Here is an 18,852-nt window from a genome sequence, read left to right as displayed (position 1 = left end):
ACCATGAGTCTTGTACTGCAGCGAATCGAACAGACCCGCGAAGCGTTAGTCGGGGCATTGGCCGAGCGCAATTGGGAAGCCATCGGTGAATTGGACATGGCTTGCCGTTCCTGCATGGAAGACGTTTTGAGTGAGGTGATACTGGACGAGGCCGCGTTGCGCGATAACCTTGAGGAGTTGCTGGGGGTGTACAAGCAGCTACTTGAGGCGGCAACAGGAGAAAGGCAGGCGATAGTCGACGAGATGTCGCAGATCCATCAAGCACAGAACGCGGCAAAGGTTTACCATCTGTTTGGTTAATCCTCTATTAGTCCAAACATACTGCGCCATAAATTTGACTGTGCACGTTTTTTTGACTTAACTAGTGGCTGGTTCCAGATTTCAGGCGTCTACAGGCGTAACGTGTCTGCAAGCGTCTAGCTTGCCCCAGCATTTGGGCATTGAGTTGACTAGGGAAGTTGCTATTGCATGTGGCGTGAAACCAAAATTCTGCTGATTGATGACGATAGCGTCCGCCGCCGCGATTTAGCGGTGATTTTAAATTTTCTTGGCGAAGAAAATTTACCCTGCGGAAGCCATGACTGGCAGCAGGCTGTCGGCTCTTTGTCATCAAGTCGTGAAGTGATCTGTGTCCTCATCGGGACGGTCAATGCTCCTGGCGCACTTCCGGGCTTGTTAAAGACACTCTCTACCTGGGATGAGTTCCTTCCGGTTTTGTTAATGGGTGATAATTCGTCCATAGACCTTCCGGAAGACCAGCGTCGCCGAGTGCTTTCGACCCTCGAAATGCCACCCAGCTACAGCAAATTGCTCGACTCCCTGCACCGTGCCCAAGTCTATCGCGAGATGTACGACCAGGCCCGTGAGCGCGGTCGGCACCGTGAACCCAATCTTTTCCGCAGTCTTGTCGGCACCAGCCGGGCAATTCAACACGTCCGCCAGATGATGCAGCAAGTCGCCGACACCGATGCCAGTGTGCTGATCCTCGGTGAGTCCGGGACCGGCAAGGAAGTGGTTGCGCGTAACCTGCACTATCACTCCAAGCGCCGCGACGCGCCGTTCGTACCGGTCAACTGCGGGGCGATCCCGGCCGAGTTGCTGGAAAGCGAATTGTTCGGCCACGAGAAGGGCGCCTTTACCGGGGCTATCACCAGCCGCGCCGGACGTTTTGAACTGGCCAATGGCGGCACACTGTTCCTCGACGAAATCGGCGACATGCCGCTGCCAATGCAGGTCAAGTTGCTGCGGGTGTTGCAGGAGCGCACCTTCGAGCGCGTGGGGAGCAACAAGACCCAGAGCGTCGATGTGCGGATCATCGCGGCGACCCACAAGAATCTCGAAAGCATGATCGAGGTCGGCACCTTCCGCGAAGACTTGTACTACCGCCTGAACGTGTTCCCGATCGAAATGGCGCCATTGCGCGAGCGTGTCGAAGACATCCCGCTGCTGATGAACGAGTTGATCTCGCGCATGGAGCATGAAAAGCGCGGCTCGATCCGTTTCAATTCCGCGGCGATCATGTCGCTGTGCCGTCATGGCTGGCCAGGCAACGTCCGCGAACTCGCCAACCTGGTGGAGCGCATGGCAATCATGCATCCCTACGGGGTGATCGGCGTGGTCGAGTTGCCGAAGAAATTCCGCTACGTCGACGACGAAGACGAACAACTGGTCGACAGCCTGCGCAGCGATCTTGAAGAGCGGGTGGCCATCAATGGTCACGCGCCTGACTTCGCGGCGGGTGCCCTGCTGCCGCCAGAAGGCCTGGACCTCAAGGACTACCTCGGCGGTCTGGAGCAAGGGCTGATTCAGCAAGCGCTGGATGATGCCAATGGCATCGTGGCGCGCGCGGCAGAACGGCTGCGCATTCGTCGCACCACCCTGGTGGAAAAGATGCGCAAGTACGGTATGAGTCGTCGCGAGGGTGATGAACAGGCGGATGATTGACGCCTGTTCCTGGTAATCCTTAAACCAAAAAAAGGCCAGCGCGCAACGCTGGCCTTTTTTTTCAATCCGTCAGCCAGGCGTTTCGCCACGCCAACAGGTGTTCGTCCCTGAGCATCCAGTTATCGAGTACCACGCTGCGCAGGGCATCTCCGGCCCCGGCGTTGGCGTCGGGTTCAGCGAGATGTTCGCGAATAGCGGCAATCCAGTCTTTCGGCTTGTTCCTCACCCTGGTTACCGGGAAGTCACCGCGATAACAGAGGATGTCCGAGCAGATCACCGGGAAGCCACAGGCGCCGTATTCCAATAGCCGTAGATTGCTTTTGCAGGCGTTGAAAATAGTGTCTTTCAGAGGTGCCAAAGCCAGGTCCAGGTTTAAGCCAGCCAGGTGCGCCGGGTATTTCTCGATATTCACGCCCCTATGGAACTCGTGGACATAGGGACGCAGTGCCGGTGGGCACATGCCCATAAACACCCATTCCACTTCCCCTGCCAGTTCACGAACCACTTCGGCAATGAGTTGCAAGTCATCGCCGTGGCCCGAGCCGCCTGCCCAGCCGACCCGAGGCTTGGTGCCTCGTTGGCGATGGCTGTTCAGGCCGCTCCACCACTGGCTTGGCAAGCGGTTCTCTACCACGCGAATGTCGGCGTTAAAACCTTTCAGTGCATTGGCCAGCGGCTGCGTTGACACCACCAGCCGGTCGCACAGACCCACGGCTTTCTTCAAGCGCTTGGCAATGTCTTTGGGAGGCAGTTCGTGGCTTGATCCGGTGGGCGTGTCGAGAATGTAGTCATCCAGCTCGTAAACCTTGAAGGCCTTGGAGAATGCCTTGGTGTTCTGCATGAGTTCCAGCTGAGGCGTCGTGTATTGCCGCTGGAAGATGATCGTGTCCGGCGCCAGGCGCTCCAACTCTACCGGTAGAAGCCCCCAGTCGCTCACCGCGCCCTCGACCAGCTGCGCGGCTTTCATGGCAGCGAAGGGCTGGCGCACTCGATAATGTCCGCAGCCGGAGAAGTCGCCCGGGTAGCACAGTGCGTAAGGCAGCGCGCGACTGGCGAGCGGTTGCCAGACGGCCTCGCTGCGGCAATTGGAGGCGAAGCCGCTACCTTCCAGGGTCAGGTTGCGGTTGTAGGCCGGGTCGTTGGCGAGTAGCGGCAGCCAACGCTGGTACATCACCGATTGTTCGCGCTTGAAGCGTTCGCGCTTGGCTTCCAGCTTGGTGGTGTCGACCGTGTGCTGGCTCACGCTGTTTTCGTGCATCAGCACCGCATAAGGCGTCCAGACAATCAGTCGACCGGCCTGGCCGACTTTCAGGCACAAATCGACGTCGTTAAAGGAAACCGTCAGGCCGACCTCGTCCAATCCGCCCACCTGACGGTACAGCTCGGTGGGGATCATCAGGCAGGCGGCGGTCACCGCGCTGTAGTTCTGGTCAACCTGCAAACGGTGAAGGTAACCGTTGGACTGCATTGGGTCGCGGATGAATGGGTGGTCTGCGACGCCGCCTAATCCGAGTACCACGCCTGCATGCTGAATAGTCCCTTCGGGGAATAATAATTTGGCGCCGACTATCCCTACTTCCGGCCGCTGGGCGTGATGGAGCAGTGCGTCAAGCCAGTCCCCATCAATGACCGCGGTGTCATTGTTGAGCAGCACCAGGTAATCGCCACGGGCCTGGCTGACGGCAAAATTGTTGATCGCCGAATAGTTGAAAGGGTGCGGGTAACGCAGGATGCGCACCTTGGCGTCGTTCAAGCTTTCCATACCGCCGAACCAGTCCCGGGCTTCGGCGGTTTCACTGTTGTTGTCGATGATGATCAGTTCGTAATTCGTATAGCGGGTTTTCTCCATGATGCTTTCGATGCAGCGGAGCAGCATCGGCAGGCAGTCCTTGGTGGGAATAATGATGGACACCAGCGGCTGCCCGGCGTGTTGGTAAACCACGCGGTTGGCCATCGGCAAAGGTCCTGCGCGCAGTTCATGAGCCACGCCCAGGCGCTGCAAGTGCGCCTCGACTATAGCCGCGGAGTGTGCGATGACTTGGGGTTCGCCGAGCCACTGGGCGAAGTTGATTGCCTGGTGCACCAGCACATCAGAGAGGTGCCCGACGGTGCCCAGCCCATGAGTTTCAACCAGCCGATAGAGCAGGTCATGGGGCGCCAGTTCGGTGAAGGCGGGATCGAAGCCATCGGCAGCCAGCACGGCCTCGCGACTGAAGGCCAGGGCTCGGCCGACATATGGATAACTGCGCAACAGATCCAGGTTCAGGTCCGGCTTGAATACCGGGTCCTGGCAGCCGGTTGCGGTCAGCGAGTCTTCATCGCTGTAGCAAGCGCTGATGCCGGGGTTCAGGGCGATGCCTTCGGCGAGCAATAGCAGCGCGTGGGGATCGAGTTGATCGCCGCCCCGCAGCAGGTAGCACCAGTCGACCTCGATGCCCTGCAGCAGCTCATTGAGCTGGCTCGGCCAGGATTCAGCCAGCGGTAGCCAGACCAGATTGTCGGCCGGCGTCACTCCTACCGGTTCGGCATTGGACAGCACCACGATGGCCGCCGCCCCATAAAGCTGGCGGTCGATGCTTTCCAGGCTGGAGCGCAACAACGCAATGTCGCCGGTGGTATCGGTCAACACCAGCAACACGTCCGGTTGCCGCGGCCAGCTCGCAAGTCGCGCCGGCAAACCTTCGAACTCGGCGGCAGCCAGTTGGCGGGTGTCCAGCCAGCGCCGATACAGGTCGATATTGCGCTGCTGTTGGCCGGCATTCGCCAGCACGCCGAAAAAGCGTTCCATGGCGTGTGCCAGGGTACCTTCAAGCTGGCCGCGTTCAGTTTCGAAATCTTTGCCCGTCAGGTGCTTCCGTTCAAGGGGAGCCAACGCTTCGGTGCGCACAAAGAACATAGTGCTGGCAAAAAAATGCGCATCGTCGATTCCTCGTGGGTCAAAGCCGGCACGCTCGGACAGGGTGACCAGGTGTGTGCGGGTGCTTTCATCAAGGTTTTTGGTGACCGGCAGCCAGTATTTCTCGGTGCCAAGCAGTGGATGGCGCGCCGGGTCGGCAAGGTGTTCTACCGATTGGCGGAAGCGTACGGGGCTTAGCAGGTCATCGAAAAGGTCATGGGCCAAGGAGTTCGCCACACCCGGGCGCACCGGGCGCTGGGTATGCAGCTTGACCAGGGTGTGAATGTTATCGGCACGTAAAAACGGCAGCACCTGCAGGAATGGCAAAACATCCCGCCCGTGGTTGGGCACCCGGTACAGCGAGTAACTCAGCCCGCTGGCCGCCAGCTGGGCACGTACCGTATCGTCACGGCCGGCCACGCAGGTTACGTAGAGGTGCAGGCGTTCATGCAGTTTAATCAAGCGGACCAAAATGTCTCGCAGCCCATCGGGGTGATACGCATGGATGACCACGCCGACTGGCGGCTCGCCGTCTTCGAGAGGTGGCTGCTGCACGACCAGCACTTCGCACTCTTCGACGAACGGGGCTGCGCTGCTGTGTGCGTTGATGGGCCGGGTTTCAGAAGCCAGGCAAGCACCTTGGGCTGAGGGGGTATTCGTCATGTTCACACCAATTTGAAATGCTGCGCGTGTTTGTCGGGGGGACCAGCGCTGTATCGAAATCGACTTCGGCGTGGTGCAGCACATTGAACAACAGCACGTGAAAATGTCCCGGCACACAACCGTCAATGAAATGTTGTTCCTTGCTATTCAAAGGGGCCAAGCAGGAAGCGTTCCAACTTCGAGCATCGACGCCAGTGGTGGGCTGGCGGGTGATTGCACCCGGATCGCCAGCCCTTGATCGCCGTTTTGCAGGCATCGTTATGCCCACCGTTACCGGGATAGCGAGTTCTTTTTCATGAAGATTAAGAGCGTCTTTTCCGTTTTTTCCGGTAATCCGTGAGAGCCTGTTTAGGCACGGGTATTGCTACATCCCTCGCAACGTTCCGTTTAACTGACGGTCAGCCTAGCGAGAGTGCACGATGCCCCAAGCCGCCCAGATGTCTTCTGTCCCTGACGCTTCGGGGCAACCGTCGTCCGTAGAGCAGGCGAGCCGGCTTGGCCTTGAGCAGGCGTTCGCGCTGTTTAGCCAGATGTCCAGCCAGTTGACTGACTCCTACAGCATGCTCGAAGCCCGGGTCACCGAGCTCAAGGGTGAGCTGGCAGTTGTCAGTGCTCAACGCATGCAAGAACTGGCGGAAAAAGAACGCCTGGCCAACCGCCTGCAAAACCTTCTGGATCTATTGCCTGGCGGTGTCATCGTTATCGACGCCCAGGGCATCGTGCGCGAAGCCAACCCCGCCGCCTGTGAATTGCTCGGCCTGCCCCTCGAAGGCGAGTTGTGGCGCCAGATCATCGCGCGTTGCTTTGCCCCGCGTGAAGACGATGGCCATGAAATCTCCCTCAAGGATGGTCGTCGCTTGTCGATTGCCACGCGCTCGCTGGATGCCGAGCCCGGTCAGTTGGTGCTGCTCAACGACTTGACTGAGACCCGTCACCTGCAAGATCAACTGGCCCGCCATGAACGTCTGTCGTCCCTCGGTCGCATGGTCGCGTCGCTGGCCCATCAGATTCGAACACCGTTGTCCGCCGCGTTGCTTTACGCCAGTCATTTGACTGAGCAAGAGTTGCCTGTCGCCACTCAGCAGCGATTTGCCGGACGCCTGAAAGAGCGTCTGCATGAGCTGGAGCATCAGGTTCGCGACATGCTGGTGTTCGCGCGCGGCGAATTGCCGCTGACCGATCGCGTCACGCCGAAGCTGTTGATGCAGGCGCTGCAAGCGGCGGCGCTGACTCACGTACAGGATTTGCCGATCCGCTGGCAGTGCGACAGTCATTCGGGCGAGCTGCTGTGCAATCGCGACACGCTCGTCGGGGCGATCCTGAATCTGATCGAGAACGCCATCCAGGCGAGTCCCGGCAACGTTCGTTTGAAGGTCCACCTCTATACCCGAGGCAACAACCTGCGTCTGTGTATCAGCGACAGTGGCAGCGGCATTGACGCCAAGGTGCTGGCCCGTTTGGGCGAGCCGTTTTTCACCACCAAAACCACCGGGACCGGCCTCGGCCTGACCGTGGTCAAGGCAGTGGCTCGCGCCCATCAGGGAGAATTGCTCCTGCGTTCACGGCTGGGGCGTGGCACGTGCGCGCAGGTGATTCTGCCGCTTTTTTCTGATGACAAGCGCAGTGCTCAGGGCGCGGAGTGAAGGGCATGGGAATCAAGGTTCTGCTGGTCGAGGATGACCGCGCACTCCGTGAGGCGCTGGCGGATACGCTGTTGCTCGCCGGGCACGATTACAAGGCCGTCGGTTCGGCGGAAGAGGCGCTGGCGGCGGTGGGCGTCGAGGCCTTTAATCTGGTGGTCAGCGACGTCAACATGCCGGGCATGGACGGCCATCAGTTGCTCGGATTGCTGCGTGCTCGCCAGCCTCAATTGCCCGTGTTGCTGATGACGGCTCACGGCGCCGTTGAGCGGGCGGTCGATGCGATGCGTCAGGGGGCCGCAGATTATCTGGTCAAGCCATTTGAGCCCAAGGCGTTGCTCGACCTGGTGGCGCGGCATGCGCTGGGCAGTCTCGGCGCGACCGAGAGCGAGGGGCCTGTGGCGTTCGAGCCGGCCAGTGCGCAATTGCTGGAGTTGGCCGCGCGTGTCGCGCGCAGTGATTCCACCGTATTGATCTCCGGTGAGTCCGGGACTGGTAAAGAAGTGTTGGCGCGCTACATCCATCAGCACTCCCATCGCGCCAGTCAGCCGTTCATTGCGATCAACTGCGCCGCCATTCCTGACAACATGCTTGAAGCGACGCTGTTCGGCCATGAAAAGGGCTCGTTCACCGGCGCCATCGCGGCCCAGGCCGGCAAGTTCGAGCAGGCTGACGGTGGAACCATTCTGCTCGACGAAATTTCCGAAATGCCCCTCGGTCTCCAGGCTAAGTTGCTGCGTGTATTGCAAGAGCGCGAAGTCGAGCGGGTCGGTGCACGCAAGCCGATTGCCTTGGATATTCGTGTCGTCGCGACCACCAACCGTGACCTGGCCGGGGAAGTGGCCGCGGGGCGTTTTCGCGAAGATCTTTACTATCGCCTGTCAGTCTTTCCATTGGCCTGGCGCCCACTGCGCGAGCGTACCGCTGACATCCTGCCGCTGGCCGAGCGACTGCTGGCCAAACACGTCAATAAGATGAAGCATGCCGCGGCGAGACTGTCGTCCGAGGCTCAGGCGTGCCTGATCGCTTATCCATGGCCGGGCAATGTGCGCGAGCTGGACAATGCGATCCAGCGTGCCTTGATTCTGCAACAGGGTGGTCTGATCCAGCCTCAGGATTTCTGTCTGTCCGGGCCGGTCGCTTGTGCGCCATTACCGGCATTGGCGCCGGTGCCAGTGCGAGCCGTGGAGGTTGAATCAGAGTCTGCGGGGGCGTTGGGCGATGACCTGCGTCGCCGTGAGTTCCAGATGATCATCGACACCTTGCGCGCCGAGCGCGGCCGCCGCAAAGAAGCGGCCGAGCGTTTGGGGATCAGTCCGCGCACACTGCGCTACAAGCTGGCGCAAATGCGTGATGCTGGAATGGACGTGGAAGCCTACCTGTTCGCCACCTGACCCCATTTTTTTTTAGGAGCGAGCTTGCTCGCGATGGTCGTTAACGATAACGCGGGTTTGCAGGATAAACGCGGCGCTCTTAAGTCCATCGCGAGCAAGCTCGCTCCTACAGATTGGGTGAGCGCTCGGGACGGGCTTTTGTTTAAAACGACCATTAAGCTGGCACCCTTGTTGCTAACACCTCACTACCCGCCGAGTGAGTGTCAAAAAATTGCGGGTCGTCAATGAGAGTAGACCATGAGCCAAGGTATTGAATTTAATCGGTTGATGCTGGATATGCGTTCCATGCAAATGGATGCCATGTCTGCGCCGAAATCGACTGCCGCAGTCCCTGAACTGGGTGGCAGCAGCTTTTCCGACATGCTCGGTCAGGCCGTCAATAAAGTGAACGACACTCAACAGGCGTCCAATCAGTTGGCCAGTGCCTTCGAAATCGGCAAGAGCGGCGTCGACCTGACGGACGTGATGATTTCCTCGCAGAAAGCCAGCGTTTCCTTTCAGGCGTTGACCCAAGTGCGGAACAAGCTGGTTCAGGCCTACCAAGACATCATGCAGATGCCGGTTTAAGGACGAGATTGAGTCATGGCAGAAGCAGTCGTCGATAACGTTCCGGCCAAGGCCACCGCAATAGGCGGCAAACCGCCGCTGTTCGGGCTGTCCTTCCTGGAAAACCTCTCCGAGATGACCGTGCTGCGTCAGGTGGGCCTGTTGGTTGGCCTGGCTGCGAGCGTGGCGATTGGCTTTGCCGTGGTGTTGTGGTCCCAACAGCCGGACTACCGGCCTTTGTACGGCAGCCTTGCCGGTATGGATGCCAAACAGGTCATGGATACCCTGGCCTCTGCCGATATCCCTTATACCGTTGAACCCAATTCCGGAGCCTTGCTGGTCAAGGCCGATGACCTGTCCCGTGCGCGGCTCAAGCTCGCAGCCGCTGGTGTCACTCCCAGCGACGGCAACATCGGTTTTGAAATCCTCGACAAGGACCAGGGCCTGGGGACCAGCCAGTTCATGGAGGCCACCCGTTATCGTCGTGGCCTCGAAGGCGAACTGGCCCGGACCATCTCCAGCCTGAACAACGTCAAGGGTGCCCGCGTGCACCTGGCGATTCCGAAAAGTTCGGTGTTCGTGCGCGACGAGCGCAAGCCGAGCGCTTCGGTGCTGGTGGAACTGTATTCCGGTCGTTCGCTGGAGCCGGGTCAGGTGCTGGCGATCATCAACCTGGTCGCGACCAGTGTTCCGGAACTCAGCAAATCCCAGATCACCGTCGTCGACCAGAAGGGCACGCTGCTCTCGGACCAGGCGGAAAACTCTGAACTGACCATGGCCGGCAAGCAATTCGATTACAGCCGTCGCATGGAAAGCATGCTCACCCAGCGTGTGCACAACATTCTGCAGCCGGTGCTGGGCAACGATCGCTATAAAGCCGAAGTCTCGGCCGACGTGGATTTCAGTGCCATCGAGTCGACCTCCGAGCAGTTCAACCCGGATCAACCGGCGTTGCGCAGCGAGCAGTCGGTGAATGAACAACGCACCGCCAGCAATGGCCCGCAAGGTGTGCCGGGCGCACTGAGCAACCAGCCACCATCGCCAGCCTCCGCGCCGCAAACCACCGGTGGCGCTGCCGCGTCAGCCGGCATGGTGCAGCCAGGCCAGCCACTGATTGACGCCAACGGCCAGCAAATCATGGACCCGGCCACCGGGCAGCCGATGCTGGCACCTTACCCGGCGGACAAGCGTCAACAATCCACCAAGAACTTCGAGCTCGACCGCTCCATCAGCCACACCAAACAACAGCAGGGCCGTTTGAATCGCCTGTCGGTGTCGGTGGTGGTGGATGACCAGGTCAAGATCAACGCTGCCAACGGTGAAACCACCCGCGCGCCGTGGAGCGCCGACGAATTGGCGCGCTTCACGCGTCTGGTGCAGGACGCCGTAGGCTTCGACGCTAGCCGCGGCGACAGCGTCAGCGTGATCAACATGCCGTTCTCCGCCGAGCGCGGTGAAGTGATTGCCGAAATTCCGTTCTACTCCCAACCGTGGTTCTGGGACATCGTCAAACAAGTGCTGGGTGTCTTGTTCATCCTGGTGCTGGTGTTCGGTGTGCTGCGCCCGGTACTCAACAACATCACCGGTGGCGGCAAAGGCAAGCAGCTGGCCGGCATCGGCAGCGACGCCGAGTTGGGTGGCATGGGCGGCCTGGACGGAGAACTGGCCAACGACCGCGTCAGCCTCGGTGGCCCGCAAAGCATCCTGCTGCCGAGCCCGAGCGAAGGCTATGACGCACAGTTGAACGCAATCAAGAGTCTGGTGGCAGAAGATCCGGGTCGTGTGGCCCAGGTCGTGAAAGAGTGGATTAACGCAGATGAGTGATAACCGAGCCGTTGCCGCCAAACTGACCAAGGTCGACAAAGCCGCGATTCTGCTGCTGTCCCTCGGTTCGACCGATGCTGCCCAAGTGTTGCGCCACATGGGGCCCAAAGAGGTCCAGCGTGTGGGTGTGGCGATGGCCCAGATGGGCAACGTGCACCGCGAGCAGGTCGAGCAGGTCATGAGCGAGTTCGTCGAGATCGTCGGCGACCAGACCAGCCTGGGCGTCGGCTCCGACGACTACGTGCGCAAAATGCTCACCCAGGCCCTTGGCGAGGACAAGGCCAACGGCCTGATCGACCGCATCCTGTTGGGCGGCAACACCAGCGGCCTCGACAGCCTGAAGTGGATGGAGCCGCGCGCCGTTGCCGACGTGATCCGTTACGAGCACCCGCAGATCCAGGCGATCGTCGTGGCGTATCTCGACCCCGACCAGGCCGGCGAAGTGCTGGGCAACTTCGACCACAAGGTGCGACTGGACATCATTCTGCGGGTTTCCTCGCTGAATACCGTGCAGCCAGCCGCGCTGAAAGAACTCAACCAGATTCTCGAGAAGCAGTTCTCAGGCAACTCGAATGCATCGCGCACCACCCTGGGTGGCATCAAGCGCGCGGCCGACATCATGAACTTCCTCGACAGCTCGATCGAAGGTCAGTTGATGGACTCGATCCGCGAAGTCGACGAGGACCTGTCCGGTCAGATCGAAGACCTCATGTTCGTGTTCAACAACCTGTCCGATGTCGACGACCGTGGTATTCAGGCCCTGTTGCGCGAAGTGTCTTCCGACGTGCTGGTACTGGCCCTCAAGGGTTCGGACGAAGGCGTCAAAGAGAAGATCTTCAAGAACATGTCCAAACGAGCCGCCGAACTGTTGCGCGACGACCTCGAGGCCAAAGGCCCGGTGCGCGTCAGCGACGTGGAAACGGCGCAGAAAGAAATCCTCACCATTGCCCGCCGTATGGCCGAAGCCGGAGAAATCGTTCTCGGCGGGAAGGGCGGCGAAGAGATGATCTAAGGTCACTATGTCGTCCAAACATGATGAGTCCCAGACCGACCTGATCCGGGCCAAGGACACCGGTGGTTTCGATGTCTGGTCGCTGCCCAGTTTCGACCCGCTTGTGCCGGAGCCCGAGCCTGAACCTGAGCCCGAGCCTCCGGAAATGGAAGAAGTGCCGCTGGATGAAGTCCAGCCACTGACGCTTGAAGAGCTCGAAAGCATTCGCCAGGAAGCCTACAACGAAGGCTTCGCCACGGGCGAAAGAGAAGGTTTTCACAGCACCACGCTCAAGGTCCGTCAGGAAGCCGAAGTGGCGCTGGCAGCCAAGATTGCCGGCCTCGAGCAGTTGATGGGCCACCTGTTCGAGCCCATCGCCGAGCAGGACACCCAGATTGAAAAGTCGCTGGTCGACCTCGTGCAGCACATCACCAAACAGGTGATTCAGCGCGAACTGGCCATCGACTCGACACAGATTGAGCACGTCATGCGCGAAGCGCTCAAACTCCTGCCGCTGGGTGTGGGCAACGTGCGGCTGTACATCAATCCACAGGATTTCGAACAGGTCAAAGCCCTGCGCGAGCGCCATGAGGAAACCTGGCGCATCGTCGAGGACGAGGCCCTGTTGCCGGGTGGTTGCCGGGTCGAGACCGAGCACAGCCGCATCGACGCTACGGTCGAAACCCGTATTGCGCGGGTCATGGACAAATTGTTCGATCAATTGCACGAGCAGGCGCTGCACCCGGCCGCGCCGGACCTGAGCCTGGAGCTGCCGATCGACGACAAGCCAGCGGTCGTGCCAGCGCCGGACGCTCCCGATGCGCCTTGATCGCACCAGCTTCGCCAAGCGCCTTGGCAGTTACGCCGAGGCCACGGAGTTGGCCGGCGCACCGATCCTCGAAGGCCGCTTGCTGCGCATGGTCGGCCTGACCCTCGAAGCCGAAGGCTTGCGCGCCGCCATGGGCAGCCGCTGCATGGTCATCAACGACGACAGCTATCACCCGGTACAAGTCGAAGCCGAAGTCATGGGGTTCTCTGGCAGCAAAGTCTTTCTGATGCCGGTGGGCAGTGTCGCCGGCATCGCTCCCGGGGCTCGTGTGGTTCCGTTGGCCGACACCGGTCGCTTGCCGATGGGCATGAGCATGCTCGGTCGGGTGTTGGACGGCGCCGGTCGTGCGCTGGACGGCAAGGGCGGGATGAAGGCCGAAGACTGGGTGCCGATGGACGGCCCGACCATCAATCCACTCAAGCGCGAACCGATCAGCGAGCCGCTGGACGTGGGCATCCGCACCATCAACGGTTTGTTGACGGTCGGCCGTGGGCAACGGCTTGGGCTGTTCGCCGGTACGGGCGTCGGCAAGAGTGTGCTGCTGGGCATGATGACTCGCTTCACCGAGGCCGACATCATCGTCGTCGGGCTGATCGGGGAGCGGGGTCGTGAAGTTAAAGAGTTCATCGAGAACATCCTCGGTGAAGAAGGGCTCAAGCGTTCGGTGGTCGTGGCGTCCCCAGCGGACGATGCGCCACTGATGCGTTTGCGCGCGGCCATGTACTGCACGCGCATCGCCGAGTATTTCCGCGACAAGGGCAAGAACGTCCTGTTGCTGATGGACTCCCTGACCCGTTTCGCCCAGGCCCAGCGGGAAATTGCCCTGGCCATCGGCGAACCACCCGCGACCAAGGGTTATCCGCCGTCGGTGTTCGCCAAGTTGCCTAAGCTGGTGGAGCGGGCCGGTAACGCCGAGAAGGGCGGCGGCTCGATCACCGCGTTCTACACTGTTTTGTCCGAAGGCGACGACCAGCAGGACCCGATTGCCGATGCTGCGCGGGGGGTGCTCGACGGGCACATCGTGCTGTCCCGGCGACTGGCCGAGGAAGGGCATTACCCGGCCATCGACATCGAGGCGTCCATCAGTCGGGTCATGCCGTCGGTGGTGTCGCCGGAGCACATGACGCGTGCCCAATACTTCAAGCAGCTGTGGTCGCGCTATCAACAGAGCCGAGACCTGATCAGCGTCGGTGCCTACGTCGCCGGCGGTGACCGGGAGACCGACCTGGCGATTTCCCTGCAACCGCAGCTGGTCAAATACCTGCGCCAGGGCCTGAACGACAGCATCAGCCTGGGTGAAAGCGAAGCCTATCTCGGCTCGATCTTCGCCCCTGCGGCTGGGGGCTAATCGATCATGGCCCAGAGTCGGGCAGGGCGTCTGGCGCCAGTGGTCGAAATGGCCGAAAAGGTCGAAAAAACGGCGGTCCAGCGGCTGGGGCACTTTCAGGGTCAGGTTCGCTTGGCTGAAAGCAAACTCGCCGACCTTGAAGCGTTTCGCCTCGATTATCAGGAACAGTGGATCGTGCGCGGCAGCAGCGGTGTGTCGGGGCAATGGCTGCTGGGGTATCAAGGTTTCCTTGCACAACTGGGCACCGCCATCGATCAGCAGCGACAAAGCCTGGTTTGGCATCAGAACAATCTGAACAAGGCGCGGGAATCCTGGCAACAGGCGTTTGCCCGGGTCGAAGGCCTGCGTAAGCTCGTTCAACGTTACGCGTATGAAGCGCGGCAGCTGGAAGACAAACGCGAGCAGAAGCTGCTGGATGAATTGTCCCAGCGGTTGCCGCGTCAGGATCCGTATTGATTGTTTGGCGCTGGCAGTGCACCCCCCCTGTAGGAGCGAGCTTGCTCGCGATGGTCGTCAACGATAACGCTGTTTTCCTGATACCCCCATGCGCGCTCGGGTTCATCGCGAGCAAGCTCGCTCCTACACTTGCCCCCATCTCCGCCAAATGCTAAACCTTGTACACGTACGTTCCCCTCCCCAATGACAAGGAAGCCGTTCAATGTCAGTCGTTACCGAAGTATCCCAGGATGGGCAAAAGCTGACGATATCGATCAAGGGACGATTCGATTTCGCCAAGCATCAGGCATTTCGCGAGTCCTACGAGAACCTCGAGCCAAAGCCCGAATCCTTCGAGGTGAACTTGAAAGACGCCACCTACCTCGACAGTTCAGCGCTCGGCATGCTGTTGCTATTGCGTGATCACGCTGGCGGCGAGAATGCCGAGATCACATTGAGCAACGCCAATGCCGATGTGCGCAAAATTCTCGCCATCTCCAACTTTGAACAAATTTTCGACCTGGCGTGAGCGTCATGCTTGCGCCGTTCGAGTCGCTGACGATACTGATCGCTGAAGACAGCGCGGCCGATCGCATGCTGTTGTCGAGTATCGTTCGTCGCCAGGGCCATGAAGTGCTCACGGCGGCCAACGGTGCCGAAGCGGTCGAAGCGTTTCGCCAGCAACGTCCGCAACTGGTGTTGATGGACGCGATGATGCCGGTGATGGACGGTTTCGAGGCGGCGCAACAGATCAAGGTGTTGGCCGGGGAAACCCTGGTGCCGATTATCTTTCTCACCTCGTTGAGCGAAAGCGAAGCGCTGGCCCGTTGTCTGGAGGCCGGGGGTGACGATTTTTTGGCAAAGCCTTACAACCAGGTAATCCTCGCCGCCAAGATCAAGGCGATGGACCGCTTGCGGCGGTTGCAGGCCACCGTATTGCAGCAGCGCGACCAGATCGCCAGGCACCACGATTACCTGCTCAACGAGCAGCGCGTGGCCAAGGCCGTGTTCGACAAAGTGGCCCACTCCGGCTGCCTGAATGCCCCGAATATTCGCTACCTGCAATCGCCCTATGCGTTGTTTAACGGCGATCTGCTGCTGGCTGCGTTCACCCCGGCCGGCGACATGCACGTGCTGCTCGGCGATTTCACCGGCCACGGTTTGCCGGCGGCGGTCGGCGCCATGCCGCTGGCCGAAGTTTTTTATGGCATGACCGCCAAAGGTTACGGCTTGTCAGAAACCCTGCGCGAGATGAATGCCAAGCTCAAGCGCATCCTGCCGGTGGACATGTTCTGTTGTGCAACGATGCTGTGCCTGAGTTTTCAGCGACGCTCGGTGGAAGTCTGGAATGGCGGGATGCCGGACGGTTACCTCCACAGTATGGCCAGCGGCACGCGCACGCCGCTGAAAGCGCGGCATTTACCGCTCGGCGTGCTGAGCCCGTCAACGTTTGATGACCGCACTGAAGTGTTTCCGATGGCGGTCGGGGATCGGGTCTTCCTGTTGTCCGACGGGGTGATCGATACCTGTGACGCCAACGAACAGTTATTCGGCGTAGAGCGCTTGCAGCAGGTGTTTGCCGCCAATCGCCAGCCTGATGAGCTGTTCGAGGAGATCGAACAGGCGCTAAGGGACTTTCGCGGTGTGGCGCGCGACGATGTCAGTATGGTCGAAGTCCGGTTGCTGGAAGCTGCGCAGCTGAGTCCGCCGGCCCTGGTCTATTCCGACAGCGGCCAGTCCTGCCCACTGGACTGGTCGCTGAGCTTCGAGTTTCGCGCCGCCACGCTCAAACGCTTCAATCCGCTGCCGTATCTTCTGCAATTGCTGCTTGAGGTCCATGGTCTACGGGCCCAGAGCGGAGCGCTTTACAGTGTGTTGGCTGAACTGTATTCCAATGCGCTGGAGCATGGCGTGCTGGGTCTGGACTCGAGCCTCAAGCGCGATGCCTCAGGTTTTTCTCGCTATTATCAACAGCGCAACGCACGGCTGGACGCGTTGCAGGATGGCTATGTGCGAGTGCATTTGCAGGTGGCGCCAAACAACGAGGGCGGTTGCCTGACGATTCGTGTCGAAGACAGTGGCCATGGATTCGATGTGGCGAAGGTGATGGCGCGGCCCCTCGATGGCATCCGTTTGTCGGGGCGCGGGGTCAGCCTTATTCGTCAACTGGGCCGCAACGCCAGTTGGTCCGACGATGGGCGAAGTGCCCGCGTGGAGTTTTTCTGGGAGGCTCTGGCATAATCCACGCATTCTTGATCAAGGAGTGAACAAGTGGCTGACACACATCTGGACCGAAACGTGCTGAGCGCGTTGCAGGAAGTCATGGAGGACGAGTATCCAGCGTTGCTGGATACCTTTCTCGCCGATTCCGAAGAGCGTTTGAATCTGTTGCTCAAGGCTGACGATGCCGCGCAGCTCATGGAGACTGCCCATAGTTTCAAGGGCAGCAGCAGTAATATGGGCGCCATTCGCTTGGCCGAGTTATGTCATAGGCTCGAACAGCAGGCCAAAAACAAAAGTCTCGTCGGTATTGAACAGCTCGTCAGTGAAATCGACCGTGAATTCGCCATCGTCCGACCCCTCTATGAGGCGGAACGCCAGCGCTCTCTCGCCGCCAAGCCCACTGTCCGGCGCTATTAGCGCCAATTGACAAAAGCTGGCCCGACCCTTGCAGTAATCTCGGTCAACTGTACCTACGATCCCAGTGCAGCGGAGACCGTGTCATGCCCGTTACCCCCAATATCCTGCTTCAGGCTGCCGCGCGGGCCAAGACTCAAGCCGCCTCCGCCAATACCCCGGCGGTGGCCGCTGACCCTGCGGACAAGGCGCACAGCTTCGCCAAGGTCTACGCCAATCAAGCCCAGAACAAACTCCCTGCTGTGAACAACGGGCCGACTAAGCCGGCACGTGATCACGCCCCGGACAGTGCCGGCAAAAAAGACGTCAGCAAAGACAAGTCTGCCGCCCCGGAACCGGCGGTTGCCGATAGCGGCAATTCCTTGCCCGCCGATAAACCGGCGCCGTCCGACGACCAGGCCGCCAGCGATGACGCGTCGGATACGCCTCAGACGCCGGTGACCGATGCCGCGCCTGTTGACCCGGCGCTCGATCCAGCGTTGATGCAGGCGATACAGTCGACGGTTGCAGCGCCAGTGCCGACCACTCCGCCCGCGGCAGCTACCGAGCAACCGCCGGTCGTTGCCGCGGCAGCGCTCACCCCAGCATCCTCGACAGCGGCCGTCGCCACCACGGATACCGATTTCGACCCCGAAGCCGATCCCCTCGACGCACTGCCAGCCGTGCGCATGGCCATGGAGCAAAGCGGGCACGTTTCCGCTTCCAGCCAGGCTCAGCCTAAAGCGGTGGCGACCTCGGCCCAGGCCCAGGCCGACGGTGAGCAAACCTCGGCGCAAAACTTTACTGCGGCCATGGCGAGCATGCTCGATGTGCAAGCCGACAAAGACAGCACCAGTCAGGGCGGCGACAAGGCCTTCAGTGGTCTTATTGAGGACGGTCTCAAGGACCTGAAGTCCGCCAGTAGCGATACCCGTGTCGATGATTTTGCGAGCCGTCTGGCGGCGCTGACACAGGCTGCCACGCCGAAAACCGCTAATGCGGTGCCGGTGAACCAGCCGATCGCCATGCATCAGAGCGGCTGGACCGAAGAAGTGGTTAACCGGGTCATGTACTTGTCCAGCGCTAATCTCAAGGCGGCCGACATCCAGTTACAACCGGCCGAGCTGGGGCGCCTCGACATTCGAGTGAACATGATTCCGGACCAGCAGACCCAAGTGACATTCATGAGTGCGCATCCAAGCGTTCGTGAAGCGCTGGACGGCCAGATGCACCGCTTGCGTGACATGTTTGCGCAGCAGGGCATGGGCCAGGTCGACGTCAACGTTTCCGATCAGTCCCGTGGCTGGCAGGGGCAGGGGCAGAATCAGGCGCAGCAGGGCCAAGGCCAGGGCGGGCGCACCAGCGCCAGTGGTGGTCGAGTTGATTCCATGGAGGCAGAGGTCGCATCGAATGTTGCTGAAGTAACAGCAACGGCGACCAGCGTGATCGGCTCCAGCGCCGTCGATTATTACGCCTGATCCCCCCCCCTGTAGGAGCGAGCTCGCTCGCGATGGTCGCCAACGATAACCCGCCAAACCTGACACCCAGCGGCGGCCTCGGGTTTTTCGCGAGCAAGCTCGCTCCTACAGGCATTTGGCTCCAGCGCCGTCGACCCTCTGTAGGAGCGAGCTCGCTCGCGATGGTCGCCAACGTTAACCCGCCAAACCTGACACCCAGCGGCGGCCTCGGGTTTTTCGCGAGCAAGCTCGCTCCTACAGGCATTTGG

At 60.4% G+C, this 18,852-nt stretch carries 15 protein-coding genes; 14 read left to right on the top strand and 1 reads right to left on the bottom strand.

Translation table 11 applies throughout. The features are described 5' to 3' along the window. The first annotated feature begins 3 nt into the window (after positions 1–3). Positions 4–300, top strand: coding sequence for a flagellar protein FliT (locus JFU37_RS22395; protein ID WP_201118879.1), 297 nt, complete (start codon positions 4–6; stop codon positions 298–300). A gap of 168 nt (positions 301–468) precedes the next feature. Further along, complete coding sequence (locus JFU37_RS22390; protein WP_201118877.1) at positions 469–1,944, top strand: sigma-54 dependent transcriptional regulator; 1,476 nt, start codon at positions 469–471, stop codon at positions 1,942–1,944. Positions 1,945–2,005: 61 nt separating this feature from the next. Here JFU37_RS22390 and JFU37_RS22385 read toward each other — a convergent pair whose 3' ends face one another. Next, the gene (locus JFU37_RS22385; RefSeq protein WP_201118875.1) at positions 2,006–5,503 is read right to left on the bottom strand and encodes a glycosyltransferase; all 3,498 of its coding nucleotides are present in this window, start codon (positions 5,501–5,503) and stop codon (positions 2,006–2,008) included. Between the two features lie 437 nt (positions 5,504–5,940). Between JFU37_RS22385 and JFU37_RS22380 the strand changes: the two genes are divergently transcribed. The 12 genes from JFU37_RS22380 to JFU37_RS22325 all read left to right on the top strand — a co-directional run bounded on the left by JFU37_RS22380 (position 5,941) and on the right by JFU37_RS22325 (position 18,604). Next, positions 5,941–7,146 carry a sensor histidine kinase gene (locus tag JFU37_RS22380; RefSeq protein ID WP_201119503.1) on the top strand — a complete coding sequence of 402 codons (1,206 nt, stop codon included), beginning with the start codon at positions 5,941–5,943 and terminating at the stop codon, positions 7,144–7,146. 5 nt (positions 7,147–7,151) lie between these two features. Further along, entirely contained in the window at positions 7,152–8,537 is a 1,386-nt protein-coding gene (locus tag JFU37_RS22375; protein ID WP_201118873.1) for a sigma-54-dependent transcriptional regulator, read from the top strand. A 237-nt stretch (positions 8,538–8,774) separates the two neighbouring features. Then, the gene (fliE, locus tag JFU37_RS22370; protein WP_008072611.1) at positions 8,775–9,104 is read left to right on the top strand and encodes a flagellar hook-basal body complex protein FliE; all 330 of its coding nucleotides are present in this window, start codon (positions 8,775–8,777) and stop codon (positions 9,102–9,104) included. Between the two features lie 15 nt (positions 9,105–9,119). Beyond that, positions 9,120–10,907 (top strand): flagellar basal-body MS-ring/collar protein FliF, encoded by a 1,788-nt coding sequence (gene fliF, locus JFU37_RS22365; protein ID WP_201118870.1) that lies wholly within the window; start codon positions 9,120–9,122, stop codon positions 10,905–10,907. Next, complete coding sequence (gene fliG, locus JFU37_RS22360; RefSeq protein WP_201118868.1) at positions 10,900–11,919, top strand: flagellar motor switch protein FliG; 1,020 nt, start codon at positions 10,900–10,902, stop codon at positions 11,917–11,919. The genes fliF and fliG overlap by 8 nt, the downstream gene beginning before the upstream one ends. Positions 11,920–11,926: 7 nt before the next feature. Beyond that, positions 11,927–12,727 carry a flagellar assembly protein FliH gene (fliH, locus tag JFU37_RS22355; protein WP_201118866.1) on the top strand — a complete coding sequence of 267 codons (801 nt, stop codon included), beginning with the start codon at positions 11,927–11,929 and terminating at the stop codon, positions 12,725–12,727. Then, positions 12,717–14,075, top strand: coding sequence for a flagellar protein export ATPase FliI (gene fliI, locus JFU37_RS22350; protein WP_201118863.1), 1,359 nt, complete (start codon positions 12,717–12,719; stop codon positions 14,073–14,075). Before fliH ends, fliI begins: the two co-directional genes overlap by 11 nt. A gap of 6 nt (positions 14,076–14,081) precedes the next feature. After that, positions 14,082–14,531, top strand: a complete 450-nt coding sequence (gene fliJ, locus JFU37_RS22345; protein WP_201118861.1) for a flagellar export protein FliJ — start codon at positions 14,082–14,084, stop codon at positions 14,529–14,531. A gap of 202 nt (positions 14,532–14,733) precedes the next feature. Continuing rightward, positions 14,734–15,039 carry an STAS domain-containing protein gene (locus JFU37_RS22340; RefSeq protein WP_201118859.1) on the top strand — a complete coding sequence of 102 codons (306 nt, stop codon included), beginning with the start codon at positions 14,734–14,736 and terminating at the stop codon, positions 15,037–15,039. Positions 15,040–15,044: 5 nt separating this feature from the next. Next, positions 15,045–16,751 (top strand): ATP-binding SpoIIE family protein phosphatase, encoded by a 1,707-nt coding sequence (locus JFU37_RS22335; RefSeq protein WP_201118857.1) that lies wholly within the window; start codon positions 15,045–15,047, stop codon positions 16,749–16,751. A 30-nt stretch (positions 16,752–16,781) separates the two neighbouring features. Then, positions 16,782–17,150, top strand: a complete 369-nt coding sequence (locus tag JFU37_RS22330; RefSeq protein ID WP_201118855.1) for an Hpt domain-containing protein — start codon at positions 16,782–16,784, stop codon at positions 17,148–17,150. A gap of 83 nt (positions 17,151–17,233) precedes the next feature. Further along, positions 17,234–18,604 carry a flagellar hook-length control protein FliK gene (locus JFU37_RS22325; protein WP_201118852.1) on the top strand — a complete coding sequence of 457 codons (1,371 nt, stop codon included), beginning with the start codon at positions 17,234–17,236 and terminating at the stop codon, positions 18,602–18,604. The last annotated feature ends 248 nt before the right edge of the window (positions 18,605–18,852 follow it).

This window comes from Pseudomonas sp. TH41 (assembly GCF_016650695.1).
Taxonomy (GTDB): domain Bacteria; phylum Pseudomonadota; class Gammaproteobacteria; order Pseudomonadales; family Pseudomonadaceae; genus Aquipseudomonas.
Note: the sequence above shows the minus strand (reverse complement) of the source record. Positions and strands in the feature narration are given on the sequence as shown.

What these genes read in the sequence shown, in the direction of transcription:
- JFU37_RS22395 (WP_201118879.1), top strand. Translation starts at nt 4, where the DNA reads ATGAGTCTTGTACTGCAGCGAATCGAACAGACCCGCGAAGCGTTAGTC.
- JFU37_RS22390 (WP_201118877.1), top strand. Translation starts at nt 469, where the DNA reads ATGTGGCGTGAAACCAAAATTCTGCTGATTGATGACGATAGCGTCCGC.
- JFU37_RS22385 (WP_201118875.1), bottom strand. Translation starts at nt 5,503, where the DNA reads ATGACGAATACCCCCTCAGCCCAAGGTGCTTGCCTGGCTTCTGAAACC.
- JFU37_RS22380 (WP_201119503.1), top strand. Translation starts at nt 5,941, where the DNA reads ATGTCTTCTGTCCCTGACGCTTCGGGGCAACCGTCGTCCGTAGAGCAG.
- JFU37_RS22375 (WP_201118873.1), top strand. Translation starts at nt 7,152, where the DNA reads ATGGGAATCAAGGTTCTGCTGGTCGAGGATGACCGCGCACTCCGTGAG.
- fliE (WP_008072611.1), top strand. Translation starts at nt 8,775, where the DNA reads ATGAGCCAAGGTATTGAATTTAATCGGTTGATGCTGGATATGCGTTCC.
- fliF (WP_201118870.1), top strand. Translation starts at nt 9,120, where the DNA reads ATGGCAGAAGCAGTCGTCGATAACGTTCCGGCCAAGGCCACCGCAATA.
- fliG (WP_201118868.1), top strand. Translation starts at nt 10,900, where the DNA reads ATGAGTGATAACCGAGCCGTTGCCGCCAAACTGACCAAGGTCGACAAA.
- fliH (WP_201118866.1), top strand. Translation starts at nt 11,927, where the DNA reads ATGTCGTCCAAACATGATGAGTCCCAGACCGACCTGATCCGGGCCAAG.
- fliI (WP_201118863.1), top strand. Translation starts at nt 12,717, where the DNA reads ATGCGCCTTGATCGCACCAGCTTCGCCAAGCGCCTTGGCAGTTACGCC.
- fliJ (WP_201118861.1), top strand. Translation starts at nt 14,082, where the DNA reads ATGGCCCAGAGTCGGGCAGGGCGTCTGGCGCCAGTGGTCGAAATGGCC.
- JFU37_RS22340 (WP_201118859.1), top strand. Translation starts at nt 14,734, where the DNA reads ATGTCAGTCGTTACCGAAGTATCCCAGGATGGGCAAAAGCTGACGATA.
- JFU37_RS22335 (WP_201118857.1), top strand. Translation starts at nt 15,045, where the DNA reads ATGCTTGCGCCGTTCGAGTCGCTGACGATACTGATCGCTGAAGACAGC.
- JFU37_RS22325 (WP_201118852.1), top strand. Translation starts at nt 17,234, where the DNA reads ATGCCCGTTACCCCCAATATCCTGCTTCAGGCTGCCGCGCGGGCCAAG.